This is a genomic window from Proteus mirabilis ATCC 29906, assembly GCF_000160755.1.
GTDB classification, from domain to species: Bacteria; Pseudomonadota; Gammaproteobacteria; order Enterobacterales; family Enterobacteriaceae; genus Proteus; species Proteus mirabilis.
Window position 1 is genome coordinate 234309 of sequence record NZ_GG668583.1, and the last position, 13796, is coordinate 248104.

11 protein-coding genes are annotated in these 13796 nt (G+C 37.3%); 4 read left to right on the forward strand and 7 right to left on the reverse strand.

Features of this window, described 5'->3' with window-relative positions; translation table 11 throughout:
- Positions 1 to 10: 10 nt before the first annotated feature.
- Positions 11 to 643, reverse strand: a complete 633-nt coding sequence (gene crp, locus HMPREF0693_RS17015; RefSeq protein WP_004246872.1) for a cAMP-activated global transcriptional regulator CRP — start codon at positions 641 to 643, stop codon at positions 11 to 13.
- A gap of 312 nt (positions 644 to 955) precedes the next feature.
- Between crp and HMPREF0693_RS17020 the strand changes: the two genes are divergently transcribed.
- Entirely contained in the window at positions 956 to 1363 is a 408-nt protein-coding gene (locus tag HMPREF0693_RS17020; protein WP_004246873.1) for an OsmC family protein, read from the forward strand.
- Positions 1364 to 1451: 88 nt separating this feature from the next.
- On the opposite strand, the gene HMPREF0693_RS17025 is transcribed toward HMPREF0693_RS17020, so the two are convergent.
- From HMPREF0693_RS17025 to HMPREF0693_RS17035, 3 genes are all read right to left on the reverse strand, one after another.
- Complete coding sequence (locus HMPREF0693_RS17025) at positions 1452 to 2321, reverse strand: phosphoribulokinase (RefSeq protein WP_004246875.1); 870 nt, start codon at positions 2319 to 2321, stop codon at positions 1452 to 1454.
- A 73-nt stretch (positions 2322 to 2394) separates the two neighbouring features.
- A complete protein-coding gene (locus tag HMPREF0693_RS17030; protein WP_004246876.1) occupies positions 2395 to 2616 on the reverse strand; it encodes a YheU family protein in 222 nt (73 codons plus the stop codon).
- A complete protein-coding gene (locus HMPREF0693_RS17035) occupies positions 2613 to 3593 on the reverse strand; it encodes a hydrolase (RefSeq protein WP_004246877.1) in 981 nt (326 codons plus the stop codon). The genes HMPREF0693_RS17030 and HMPREF0693_RS17035 overlap by 4 nt, the downstream gene beginning before the upstream one ends.
- A 99-nt stretch (positions 3594 to 3692) precedes the next feature.
- Here HMPREF0693_RS17035 and HMPREF0693_RS17040 point away from each other — a divergent pair, with 99 nt between their 5' ends.
- The 3 genes from HMPREF0693_RS17040 to HMPREF0693_RS17050 all read left to right on the forward strand — a co-directional run bounded on the left by HMPREF0693_RS17040 (position 3693) and on the right by HMPREF0693_RS17050 (position 7576).
- The gene (locus HMPREF0693_RS17040; RefSeq protein WP_004246878.1) at positions 3693 to 4298 is read left to right on the forward strand and encodes a LysE family translocator; all 606 of its coding nucleotides are present in this window, start codon (positions 3693 to 3695) and stop codon (positions 4296 to 4298) included.
- A gap of 724 nt (positions 4299 to 5022) precedes the next feature.
- Complete coding sequence (locus HMPREF0693_RS17045) at positions 5023 to 5883, forward strand: SIS domain-containing protein (protein WP_004246879.1); 861 nt, start codon at positions 5023 to 5025, stop codon at positions 5881 to 5883.
- A gap of 148 nt (positions 5884 to 6031) precedes the next feature.
- Complete coding sequence (locus tag HMPREF0693_RS17050) at positions 6032 to 7576, forward strand: methyl-accepting chemotaxis protein (protein WP_004246880.1); 1545 nt, start codon at positions 6032 to 6034, stop codon at positions 7574 to 7576.
- A gap of 105 nt (positions 7577 to 7681) precedes the next feature.
- Here HMPREF0693_RS17050 and HMPREF0693_RS17055 read toward each other — a convergent pair whose 3' ends face one another.
- The 3 genes from HMPREF0693_RS17055 to HMPREF0693_RS17065 form a co-directional block, all read right to left on the reverse strand.
- The gene (locus HMPREF0693_RS17055; RefSeq protein ID WP_004250079.1) at positions 7682 to 9409 is read right to left on the reverse strand and encodes a methyl-accepting chemotaxis protein; all 1728 of its coding nucleotides are present in this window, start codon (positions 9407 to 9409) and stop codon (positions 7682 to 7684) included.
- A 459-nt stretch (positions 9410 to 9868) separates the two neighbouring features.
- Positions 9869 to 11560 carry a methyl-accepting chemotaxis protein gene (locus tag HMPREF0693_RS17060; protein WP_017827104.1) on the reverse strand — a complete coding sequence of 564 codons (1692 nt, stop codon included), beginning with the start codon at positions 11558 to 11560 and terminating at the stop codon, positions 9869 to 9871.
- Between the two features lie 326 nt (positions 11561 to 11886).
- A complete protein-coding gene (locus tag HMPREF0693_RS17065) occupies positions 11887 to 13794 on the reverse strand; it encodes an ABC transporter ATP-binding protein (RefSeq protein WP_036932503.1) in 1908 nt (635 codons plus the stop codon).
- Positions 13795 to 13796: the final 2 nt, after the last annotated feature.

Here is a 13796-nt window from a genome sequence, read left to right on the forward strand (position 1 = left end):
TCAATGCAACTTAACGAGTACCGTAAACAACGATAGTTTTACCGTGTGCTGAAATGAGGTTTTGATCTTCCAGCATTTTTAAAATACGGCCTACAGTTTCACGTGAACAACCTACAATTTGACCGATTTCCTGACGTGTAATTTTAATTTGCATGCCATCAGGATGCGTCATTGCATCAGGTTGTTTAGCTAAATTTAATAAAGTTTGTGCAATACGACCTGTTACATCAAGGAAAGCAAGGTTACCTACTTTTTCTGATGTGGTTTGTAATCTATTCGCCATTTGAGCGGAAAGGCGCATCAGAATGTCAGGATTGACCTGAATTAATTGGCGGAATTTTTTATAGGAAATTTCTGCTACTTCACAGGCTGTTTTTGCTCTAACCCATGCACTACGTTCTTGATCTTCTTCAAATAATCCAAGTTCACCGATGAAGTCACCTTGGTTTAGGTAGGAAAGGATCATCTCTTTTCCTTCTTCATCTTTAATAAGAACAGCCACGGAACCTTTAACAATATAATAAAGTGTTTCCGCTTTTTCACCTTGGTGGATCAGCGTGCTCTTGGATGGATATTTGTGAATATGGCAGTGTGACAAAAACCATTCAAGAGTCGGGTCTGTTTGCGGCTTGCCGAGAACCATTCGCGTTATCCTCTGTACGTTAATGCAGCCTTTCAAAACGGATTGACACCCTTTTGATACAGCGTGCTTAAAATCCTATCTTTACCGATTAACTTCCTGAGAATTCGGAAAGTTAATAAGGAATAGATTATAATAAATGAGAAAATAATGCATTGATCTTAACCACTATCATCAAGCAGATATTGTTTTTAACACAGTTAACGCATTAAGTCTCGTTTTACGCAGTCAGCATAATAAACCTATTTGCTAATTGCTAGTTGAATTATGAGAATGTACTCTTTTAGTCTTAGTTGTATTTAGGGGAAAAATAAAATGGAAGCACGTGTTAAATGGGTTGAAGATTTATCTTTTGTTGGCGAATCATCTTCCGGCCATCAAGTTATGATGGATGGTAATTCAGGTGATAAAGCGCCTAGTCCGATGGAAATGGTATTAATTGCTGCGGGTGGTTGTAGTGCTATTGATGTGGTGAGTATCTTACGTAAAGGTCGCCACCAAGTCACTGATTGTGAAGTGAAATTAACATCAAAACGTCGTGAAGAGGCACCTCGTTTATTTACCGATATTAATTTACATTTCATTGTTTCCGGCAAAGCGTTGACAGATAAAATTGTTGAGCGAGCTGTACAATTATCAGCAGAAAAATATTGCTCTGTTTCTTTAATGTTAGGAAAAGCGGCCAATATTACGCACTCTTTTGAAATTAAAGATCCTGAATAAATTTGATATTTTAAAATAAATTTTAATATATAAAATAATATCCCTAAAATACGGGGATATTATTTTCGTCAAAAATAACATATCTATTTTAGCTAATTTTTTCACCATTCAATAATTTCTTCACCAGTGGTGCCATGATTAATTCCATCGCTAAGCCTAATTTCCCTCCTGGAACAACAATAGTATTGATAGTCGACATAAATGAACCATGCAACATTGCCAATAGATAGGGGAAATCGATATCGGTTAAGCCACGAAAGCGAATAACAATAAAACTTTCATCCAGTGTTGGAATAGCTTTAGCTGAGAAGGGATTAGAGGTATCCACCGTAGGAACGCGTTGGAAATTGATATGAGTGCGAGAAAACTGTGGAATGATGTAACTGATATAATCATCCATCGAACGTACCACAGAATCTCTCACCGCTTCTTGAGAGTGCCCGCGCTCTGTGGTGTCTCTAATTAATTTTTGTATCCATTCAAGGTTAACAATAGGCACAACACCGACTAATAGGTCAACGTGTTGAGCGACATTATGTTGATCGGTAACGACTCCACCATGCAATCCCTCATAAAATAAAATATCTGTTTTTTCTGGCAATGCTTCCCAAGGTGTAAATGTCCCGGGTAATTGGTTATAAGGGGTTGCTTCATCATAAGAATGAAGATATTTGCGAAATTGCCCTTGCCCTGTTTGGCTATAGTGACTTAGGGTTGAACTTAATAAATTAAAGTCATTGGCTTCAGGGCCAAAATAGCTGATATGCCGTCCTTGCTCTTTCGCTTTTCTAATGGCCATATCCATTTCAGGGCGTGTATAACGGTGAAAACTATCCCCTTCAATAGAGGCTGCATGGGCGTTGAGTTGCTGAAATATTTTACGAAAAGCTTGGCTGGTTGTAGTAGTACCTGCACCACTTGAACCAGTAACAGCAATAATAGGGTGTTTGATTGACATATCATGTTCCTTTTCAAAATAAGGGCTATACCTTATTGTTAAATGTGATGTGATAGTGCCAACTTAGGTAAGATCAATCAGGGCGAAACTGTGCAGCTGGCATAATGTTGACGCTTTCATGAAGCTCAGACCACACTAACACGGCCTCACCCGAGACGAGTTGTTTTTTTACGTCGGCAACTTTTTGTTCAAGCGTTTTCTCTTGCATACCATAATCAGTCCCTTCTCGTAAAACGAAACTTTCAATCAAGTTATCTAGCGTTTCGGTTGATAGTTCTTGCCAAGGGATGATCATTTTACTTTCTCCAAATAGGTTGATAGCCAGTCGGGAATACGTTTTTCAAGCCACATTACAGGCTTAGAGAGTTTTCCACTAACAAAACCTACATGCCCACCAAATTCTGTTAATTGGTATTCAATATTTTTGGGTAATGTTGTGATATCAGGTATCACTTCTGTAGACATAAAGGGATCATCTTTGGCGTGAATGATAAGTGTATTTTTTTTGATCTGATTGAGTAAAGGGAGAGCGCTACATTGACGATAATAATCAAGGGCGTCTTTGAAACCGTGAATTTTTGCCGTGATCAGATCATCAAATTGACGTAACTTTTTAATGGATTTAATGGTTAATAGACTAATAGGTAACGATTGGGGATAGCGGATCAATTTGCGAGTCGCATTGCGTTTTAACCCTTTCAGTAAATACCATTGATAGAAGCGCGAAAATCCTCGCTCTATTTTGGTTGAGCAAGGTTCTAACATCAAAGGTGCGGACACTATAACAGCGGCATCTAATACCGCATTTTCACCACTTTCGGCAAGATAATAGGCCAGCATATTGCCTCCTAAAGAGTAACCTACCGCTGCGGTTGGTTGTTCGCCAAATTGCTCTTTTAACCAATTCAGAAAATAGCGGGCATCTTCTGTTTCACCAGAATGATAAATGCGTTTTTGCCGATTGGGTTCGCCACTACAGCCTCGAAAATGCATGACAACACCTAGCCATCCTCGCGCTTTCGCCGCGGCTAGCATGCCATGAACATAAGGGCTATTAAAGTTACCTTCCAAACCATGAAAGATAACCAAACGGGGCTTATGTTGCGCTGTTTTGGGTTCTTCACTCCATGCTAAGTCGACAAAATCATTATCAGGCAAATTAAGCCGTTGCCAATAAGGCGTTAATAGTGGCGTTCTTCGCACTATTCGAGGCAAAAGTGTCTGTAAATGGGGATTCTTAGCCCAAGGTATTGGATCAAAATATTGAGACATAGTTCCGTTTATTAAAATGAATTAATGCTTGTTTGCTAAATAACATACTGCTATTTTCGGTGAAAATAAAACATCTGTCACATCTTTGAGCATTTCACTATGACAAATAGCCTAGTTGTTTCGTTGAGCGTTTTCCTTTTTATTGCAGCCATTACGCCCGGACCTAATAATTTACTATTAACCTCTTCGGGGGCTCATGTTGGTTTAAAACGCTCTTTAACGTTGATGGCAGGCATTATCGTCGGAATGCAATGTGTATTACTTAGCTCTGCGTTTGGTATTGCGACATTATTGATTATTTATCCTGCATTGCATATCGGTTTAAAGATTATTGGTAGCATTTATCTTTGTTGGTTAGCTTGGAAAACAGCAACCGCTTCTTATCAACGATTAGATATTTCAAGTAAAGTGCCCCAAACAGTGACGGCGTTTCAAGGTGGATTATTGCAATTTTTAAATCCAAAAGCTTGGATGATGGGACTAGGCGCCGTAGGAAGTTTTAGTTTAGCCGGTGATGGTTATTTGGGATCGATTGGTGTAATTAGTGTTGTGATGTTGGTGGTAAATTTTATCGCTGGTATGGTATGGATTTTAGGTGGAACATTTATCAGTCGTTTTTTACAAAGCAGACGAGCATGGTTCTTATTTAATATTATAATGGGGATATTAACCGCCATGTGTATTCCATTGATTTGGATTGAATAAATATAGGCTAAAATAAATGATTTAATTTCTTTTTATTGTTGTAAATAATATTTTTTTTAGTTTAGTTAGTCTCTTGTTTTGTTGTATTGCATTTAATTAGATAATTTAGCTATGTTGAGTTATTTTCTACGATTATTATTATACCCAAATATGTTATTTAATCACACATTACACATAATTATTTATTACCGTTGTTGATGATTATCTATTAATAATATTAAGTATGATTAAAGTGTTGTTTTGTGTATTTCTTGATTATTTTATCTTTAATTTTAATCGTAGCTGTGACAAGGAATTATTTATTCCGTTTGATTGACCATGGTTGTTGAGTGTTTATTGGTTGTTTATTTTTATTAACATTAATTTTATGATTATTTATCAATGGGATAAAAAATTTTTATTATGCTATATATTGATATTTAATGGAATTTTATCTGCAGTGATATTAAGGAATAAATTATTTCAAAAAACTAAAAAAAATTTAAGCATTATTTATAATTCGTTTAAAAATAGATGTGCTTATACGTAAAATTTTAGATAAAATCATAAACAGAATTATTATAAAGGTATTGTTAATATTATTAACATTTTCTATTGAGTAGATGATGTTTTTTATTCACTTTACCATCAATAATTAATTAATTAATTAATTATTTAATACAATTAAATTTGTTAATAATTAAATCATTATAAAAATAGTATAATTTAAGTGGATTATGTCATTATGCCTACATTAACGAAGATAGCGTGGATAAAACCAGGGATGGCGACAAATCAACGTAAAATAGCGGATTATATTTTAGAACACCCTGAAAAAATCGTGACTTTATCATCACAGCAATTAGCCGAAATTATGGGAGTCAGCCAATCAGCAATAGTGAAATTTAGTCAAAAGATAGGATTTAAAGGATTTCCTTCTTTAAAGCTGGCTATCAGTGAAGATTTAGGCCGAAAAAATGCTAATTCAGAAAAAAACTCCAGCATATTACATAACCAAATAGATTCAGAGGATAGCCTGGTTGTTATTGCGCAGAAATTAGCACAAGAAAAAAATAATTCAATTCGGGATACCACACGTCAAATTAATTATCACCAGTTTGAACAAGTGATCCAACAGATTGATGACGCCTCTCGGGTACAAATTATAGGTATTGGTGGATCAGGTTTAGTTGCCAGAGATTTAAGTTATAAATTACAGAAAATAGGTATTACGACTTTAATTGAAACTGATCACCATGTACAAATTTCTGTTGCTCAGATGTTAAGCCCTCGGGATTTACAAATTGTGATCTCTTACAGTGGCAAAAGAAAAGATATGCTGGTCGCTGCATCTGTGGCTAAAAAACAAGGTGCTAAAATTATAGCGATCACAGGAGAAAAACATTCACCACTAGGTCTGATGGCCGATTATATATTAGAAACTATTGCTGATGAAGGTGAGTGGCGTAGTGCTGCTATTTCTTCTCGCACTGCACAAAACACCATTACCGATCTTATCTTTATGGCATTATTAAAGAAGCGTGATGAAAATGCGAAGGCTTTAGTATTAAGCTCTCAAGCACTAATTAATAGTCTGGATGATTAATTTATTTGAACTGATTCAAATTTTTAATATTTAAAAGTTAATATTTACACTTATTTCTAAAGTTATTCTCTTTGTAGCCGAAACGTTAGTTATTTAGCACGTGTTTTTTTATTGAGATATCTCATTTCAATGACGAGGAGAGTAACTAATGCGTAACAATCAACCGGTGACACAGCGAGAATATCCGGTAGCTGAAAACGCAACACTGATGTCAACAACCGATGTTAATGGCAATATTATTTATGCTAATGAGGATTTTGTTGAAGTCAGTGGTTTTTCAGCACAAGAGTTAATGGGGCAACCCCATAATATTGTCAGACATCCAGATATTCCTGCTGATGTATTTAGAGACATGTGGAAAACATTAAAACAGGGGGAGGTTTGGACGGGAATAGTTAAAAATAGGCGCAAAAATGGCGATCATTATTGGGTAAGAGCTAATGTCACCCCTATTATTCGTCAAGGTAAAATTCAAAGTTTTATGTCAGTGAGGACGGCGGCAAAAAAAGAAGAAGTAGAACAAGCCGCAGCACTTTATGCCGCTTTTAACCAAGGTAAATATCCCTCTCACACTTTTTCTAAGGGGGCTTTCATTTATAAGGGCTGGAAAAGTTGGCGCTCATGGAAACAAACACTCTCACTAAAGCAGCGTGTACGCTTACTTCTCTTATTACCATTTCCTTTTATATTATTAAGTGTTTGGTTTGCTGGTTTAAATGGTTGGGGTTTATTCATTCATACCGCTATCTTACTTTCACTATTGATAGCCAATGAGCGAATTTTTTATTTTCAAATAGTGAAGCCGATTATGATCCTTAATAAGCACGCTAATCGGGTGGCTACAGGTGATGAACACAACGTTGATTATCTTGATCGTATTGATGAAATTGGTATGACTCAACGTTCTGTAAACCAATTAGGGCGGATGTTTCGTTGGCTTGTGAACGATGTCAGTCATCAAATCCATCAAGTTGCTTTTTCTTGTGATCAATTAGCAGCGGGGAATCGTGATCTCTATACGAGGACTGAACAAACTGCAAGTCATGTTGAGACTACTGCGTCAACCATGAATCAATTAACCACAGCGGTGAGTAATAATAGTGAAACGGCAGGGCAGGCTAATAATTTATCTAATATGACTTGCAAGGCAGCAATACAAGGCGGAACAGCAATGGATACTATTGTGCATACGATGGACGATATTGCGAAAAGTTCTGAGCGTATCAGTAATATTATTGGTGTCATTGACAGTATTGCATTTCAAACCAACATATTGGCATTAAACGCTTCGGTGGAAGCCGCCAGAGCAGGAGAGCAAGGACGCGGTTTTTCTGTGGTAGCCAGCGAGGTGCGTAATTTAGCGCAACGCAGTGCAGAGGCGGCAAAAGAGATCAAAGCATTGATTAATACATCAAGTAACAATATTAAGATTGGCTCAAAGCAAGTAAATGAGACGGTGGAAACAATGGAAAATATTGTGGTTCATGTAAAAAATGTCACGAGTCTTATTGGTGAAATCAGCCTTGCATCATCAGAACAAAGTGCAGGATTAAAAGAGCTTGGTCGAGCTGTAGAGCAGTTAGAATCAATAACACATGAAAATGCAGATTATGTCTCTAAAGCGTCATCAATTTCCGGAGAAATGAAAGAACAAACGAATTATTTAGTAAAAGCCATTCATGTATTTCACTAAATAATAAGAAAAGTCGAATAAAGAAATAGGTAAAGATCTTACAGATAATATAAAACACCTCATTTTTATGAGGTGTTGATATACATATAAATAGATTAGCACTTGTTAAAAACTTGTCCAATCATCATCTTCATCTTCTTTGAATGTCGATTGTTTATGGTTTTTTGGCTCTTTTATTCTTGAGTCTTGTTGATTTTCTTTTATGAGCGATAACCCAATATTTGCTGATTTCTCAACGGGTTTTGCTAATGTGCTATTCTTCGAAAATAGACTTTCCGCTGTTTTAAATTGCTCAACAATTTGCTCAAGATCACCCGCCTTTTCGGTTAGTAAACTTGCTACAGCAGAAGATTGCTCCACCATTGCGGCATTTTGTTGTGTCGCTTTATCCATTTCAGTGACGGCTAAAGAGACTTGAGAAATGCCTCGCGTTTGTTCTTCTGATGCAGATAGGATCTCAGTCATTGAGCTTTCAACATGTTTAACTGATGTGAGGATCTCATCCATTGAAGTACTGACTTGTTCAACCAGTTGATTACCTTGTTTGACGCGGTTAATCGACGCATCAATAAGCTCTTTGATCTCTTTTGCCGCCTCTGCACTACGTTGCGCCAATTCTCTTACTTCTGTGGCAACAACAGAAAAACCACGTCCTTGCTCTCCTGCTCTGGCCGCTTCTACCGCAGCATTGAGTGATAATATATTGGTTTGAAAAGCAATGCTGTTGATAACCGTTGTGATCTCGCCAATCTTTTGAGAGCTTTGTGCAATATCGTTCATGGTTTTTACCATTCTATGGGTAACATCCCCCCCTTTACTGGCAATATTAGAGGTTTGATTGATAAGGTGTGATACTTCACGAGCACTTTCAGTATTATTTTTTACTGTGGCGGTTAGTTGCTCCATACTAGAAGCGGTTTCTTCTAAAGCACTCGCTTGCTCTTGAGTACGACTAGATAGATCATTATTACCAGCACTGAGCTCTTGTACACCATTATAAATATGATGACTTGTTCCGCGAATAGCATTGACTATCAGTGATAATTCAGACCGCATATACTGTATTCCATTAATAAGTTGGTCTATCTCATTATTACCTTTGGCTTTTATGGTGCTATTTTCAAGTAAATTCCCTTGTGAGATATCTGACATATAATCAATGACTTGTTTAATACGTAACACGATATGGTGGCGTATCCACAACATGACAAACACCGTAAATAAGATAAATACCGACATAAAAATAAACGCGAAGATCAACGCGCGTTGGTAATTACCCTGTGCGGCTTCTATCGCGTGGTTGACGACATTATCACTAAGATGATCCGTTGCCTCATAAAGTGATTGTGTGAACCGCTCATTCGTATTGTGAGCATAAAGAGATTGGAAACCGTAATAATCTCGTATTTCTAAACATGAAACGAGCTGGTCAAGATCGTAAATGACACGCTGAAATAGTTTTTTCATTTTCGCCACTTTTTCGCGATCAAAATCGGCATTTTCAGCGGAGGTAAAATATTGGGTAATAATGCTAGAGACTTCTTTTTTTCGTTGAGGGTAAGAGGAGAGGAAATCTGTAATTTTGCTTTCAGCAAGATCTGGGGTGAGATGAGCATCAAACATTACATTAAGCATATCTTCACGTAATTTATTTAATGCGGCATAACCATAATCCATGGTTTTTATCTGTTCAAAACCATCGGCTAACTGTGAAATTCGCTTATTAGTTAAATAAGCATCACGAATGCCTGTAGCACCAGAAAACAACTGAATGGCACAAAACAAGATCAAAATAAACATTAAGCCACTAGATATTTTTATTCGTTTAAGCATAGCCTTACCTATTTCATTAATTTGTAGGATAAAGAGCAAGGAACGACAAACATACATCAGTTAAATTTATTCGGCTTAATAATTGAAAACTTTACTTTTTTTATCTATTTTGTGACTGAAAACGACTTATTTTGCTTTTTTTCGCTTTAATTAACCGCTAATAACTAAAATTTTCTAATGATTGGTGTAAGGTGCTAGGGGAAAAAAATGATTTATTAGCAAGGCGAATTATTAGTAATTAAAAGTTTCTAATGATTGATGAGAAAGAAAAGAAAAATATCAGCAAGCAAAGTGCTGTCTGACTTTTATAATCTATAAGAATGGGAAAATTTATAATTGATTTTAAGAAATACCTCCAATCTTGTTTGATTGAAGGTATTAACGGTAGAGGTCTTTAATACAGATGTAACGTGTTATTTAAACTTTGTCGCAGGTTAATATTATTGTAGGTTATTTAGCTTAAAAACTTTCCCAATTGTCATCGGCTTCATGATGATGGGATTTTATTGTGGATGTTGTTGCTGTTTTTGTTATTTCCGGTTCAGCTGGCTTAGCCGAGAATGTTGGTGATCGTGGTGATGTAACCGCGATTTGTTCTACCTTGAAGGTATTTACAATCATATCTAACATTGAGGCTTGTTCACTTAGTGTTGCTGAAGCAGCTGTAGATTGTTCCACCATCGCGGCATTTTGTTGTGTCGCTTTATCCATTTCATTAACTGCAAGGCTAATCTGAGCAATGCCACGAGTTTGCTCTTCTGATGCTGCTAAAATCTCTTTCATCGAGCCTGATACATGGTTAACTGATGTGACGATCTCTCCCATAGATAAGCTGACTTGTTCAACAAGATCATTACCCTGTTTTACTCGTAAAATAGTTGATTCAATGAGTTCTTTTATCTCTTTTGCCGCCTCCGCACTACGTTGCGCCAAATTACGTACCTCACTGGCTACCACAGAAAAACCGCGTCCTTGCTCACCGGCTCTGGCTGCTTCTACTGCGGCATTGAGAGCTAATATATTGGTTTGAAAAGCGATATCATCAATCACTGCGGTGATCTCACCAATTTTTTGCGAACGATCGGCAATGTCTGTCATGGTCATCACCATCTTATTGCTATGCTCACCACCTTGAACGGCAATATCTGCTGTGCTCATGACTAACTGAGTGACTTCACGTGCGCTTTCGGTATTATTTCTGACTGTTGCGGTAAGCTGTTCCATACTGGAAGCCGTTTCTTCTAAAGCACTGGCTTGCTCTTCGGTACGACTTGATAAATCGTTATTACCTGCGGCAATTTCTTGAACACCACTATAAATCGTTGTACTACTGTTACGGATAGCGCTAACCATTTCTTTTAAGCGCGCTCGCATTTGTTGTAAACCCAACATAAGTTGGTCTATTTCATTGCGGCCTGTAATATCATGGTCAATGCGACTAATTAAATCTCCACTAGCAATCGCCTCTTGATATTCAATCATTTGGTTAATGCGTACAATAATATGTTTACGGATCCAAAAGAGCACTAATGTCGTAAATATCAGGAATATACCCATGAATAGGGAGGCTATCCATAGCATCTCGTGATAGTTATCTTCTGCTTCAATCACTGACGGATTAACAACGTCATCAGTAATGAAATCCGTTGCTTCATATAATGAATTAGTGAAGTTATCGTTGGCTGGACTTTTTAAGATCAAACGAATTGCATTGGTATTACGTTCATTTAAATATTGCACAAGAAGATCTAAGTCATAACGACTTTTTTGATAAAGTTGTTTGATCTCTGCCATGCGTTGCTGATCAAATCCAGTTTGTGCAGATAGTTCGACATATTCATTCATCAACGTATCCACCTCTGCCTTACGTGTATCCATCGTTTGCATGAATGTAGTAATATTGGCATCTTCCACCTGTGGATTAGCAATATAACTAAACGCCTGCGCAATAATATCAGTACGTAAAGTATTTAACGCCGCGTAGGTGTTATCCATAGTGCGTAACTGGTCGAAACTGTATGAGATTTGTTTTAATTTGTTTTGAGTTTGGTAGGCATCGTGAATGCTTTGTACTCCAGATATTACCTGAATAATACAAAACAGAGTCAGGACACACATTAAACCTTGAGAGATTTTAATTCGTTTTAACATAACCCTACCTATTAGCTTGGCCTTTTTCTTCGCCAGTGGGAGTTCCACTTAGCAGAATGATTAATTCGGCTGGTAGATTAAAAACTTTAGCTAGAAAATGAGTATTTCCCTTACTTAATACAAATAATGGGTAAATAAATGATAGATAACTATTTAAATTGGATAATTGCGTACAAGGTGAGGATATAATTTTGTGTAAAACGTGCTACTGTGACAGGAAATAAAGGCATTAAGTTAAATGACTTATATAAATTTTTTAAATGTATTTTAATGAAAAGGAACTATATTATTTTAATAGTTCCTTTTTAGGCATTAATGAAAAATAGTTATTGAGACTCAAAAGCGTTGGTCATCTCTTCTAGTTTTTCTTGTAATTCCATCCACGCCATCTCAACTTCTTCTAAAGCCGATTTGGTAATACTTTGACGGTTTAAGCAATCGGTAAGTGTCGCCTTGTTCTTCGCTTCATAAATTTGACTATCAGAAAGCTCAGTTTCGATGGCGGTCAGCTCTTGGCTAAGCTTATCCATTTTACTTTCTAATGTGGTGAGCTTTTTGCGCAAAGGTTGAGTTTGTTGTCTAAACTCCGCCTCTTTACGCTTTTGCTCTTTTTTATCTTGAGCCGTTAAGTTCGAGGCGTTTGTTGTTTCTTGATCGGGTTGCGTTTTATTAGCTTGAGTCTCTTGGCGATTTTGATCAACTAACCACTGCTGATAATCATCAAGGTCGCCTTCAAATGGCTCTACTTGACTATCATGGACGAGATATAAATCGTCTGTGGTTGAGCGTAATAAATGCCTGTCATGGGATACCACAACAATCGCACCTTCAAAGCTAATTAGCGCTTGTGTTAATGCTTGTCGCATATCTAAATCAAGGTGGTTGGTTGGTTCATCCATTAGTAGTAAATTTGGGCGTTGCCAAACCAGTAGCGATAAAACTAAACGTGCTTTTTCACCACCAGAAAATTGGCCACATGCATCGGTGACTTTATCACCATGGAAACCAAACCCTCCTAGATAATCACGTAATTTTTGCTCAGTCTCTTGTGGCGCTAAACGAGTTAAATGTTGTAATGCAGATTCATCGGCACGTAAATATTCCAGCTGATGCTGGGCGAAATAACCTAATTTGATCCCTTTGGAAAGGGCAACCTTTCCTTGTAGTGGAGCTAATTCTCCAGCTAACAGCTTAATTAATGTAGATTTACCTGCACCATTACGGCCTAAGAGCCCAATTCGTGAGCCGGGAATTAAGTTAAGTTTGATGTTATTAAGGATAATCTTATCACCGTAACCGGCACTGACTTTTTCCATAGACAGAAGCGGATTTGGTAAGCTTTCTGGTTGGCGAAAACTAAACTGGAACGGGTTATCTGAGTACGCAGGCGCCACTCGCTCCATACGTTCAAGCATTTTGACACGGCTTTGTGCCTGTTTGGCTTTAGTTGCTTTCGCCTTAAAGCGGTCAATAAAACTTTGTAAATGGGCAATTTTTGCTTGCTGATTTTCAAAGAGTGCTTGTTGTTGTGCCAATTTTGTTGCACGTTGCATTTCAAACGAAGAGTAGTTACCTGAATATTCAAATATTTTCTCTTGTTCAATATGTAAGATTTTATCCACAATCGGATCAAGAAAATCTCGGTCGTGGGAAATTAAAATCAACGTACCATTATAACTTTTTAGCCATTTTTCTAGCCAAATTACCGCATCTAAATCTAAGTGGTTAGTCGGTTCATCAAGTAGTAATAGATCAGAACGACAAATTAGTGCCTGTGCTAAGTTTAAGCGCATTCGCCAACCACCAGAAAATGATTTTACTGGCTCAGTGAGTTGTTGTTGGCTGAATCCCAAGCCATTAAGTAATGTGGCTGCACGTGATTGGATAGTCCACGCATTAATAGCATCGAGTTGGCCGTGGATCAGGGCAATAGCATGACCATCGTTATTGTCGTTCGCCTGTTGTAGACGACGCTCCAATTCGCGGTATTCTCTATCACCATCAATAACATAATCAATGGCAGGAACGTCTAAAGCGGGTGTCTCTTGATTTACCCATGCCATTGACCAAGTGCTAGGAAACGTGACATTACCCGCTTCAGCTTGTAGATCCCCTTTTAATAAAGAGAGCAGTGTGGTTTTGCCACAGCCATTTTTACCCACAAGACCAATCTTTTGTCCTGGATTAATCGTTGCGCTGGCATTATCAAGTAATACCCTGACACCACGGCGAATTT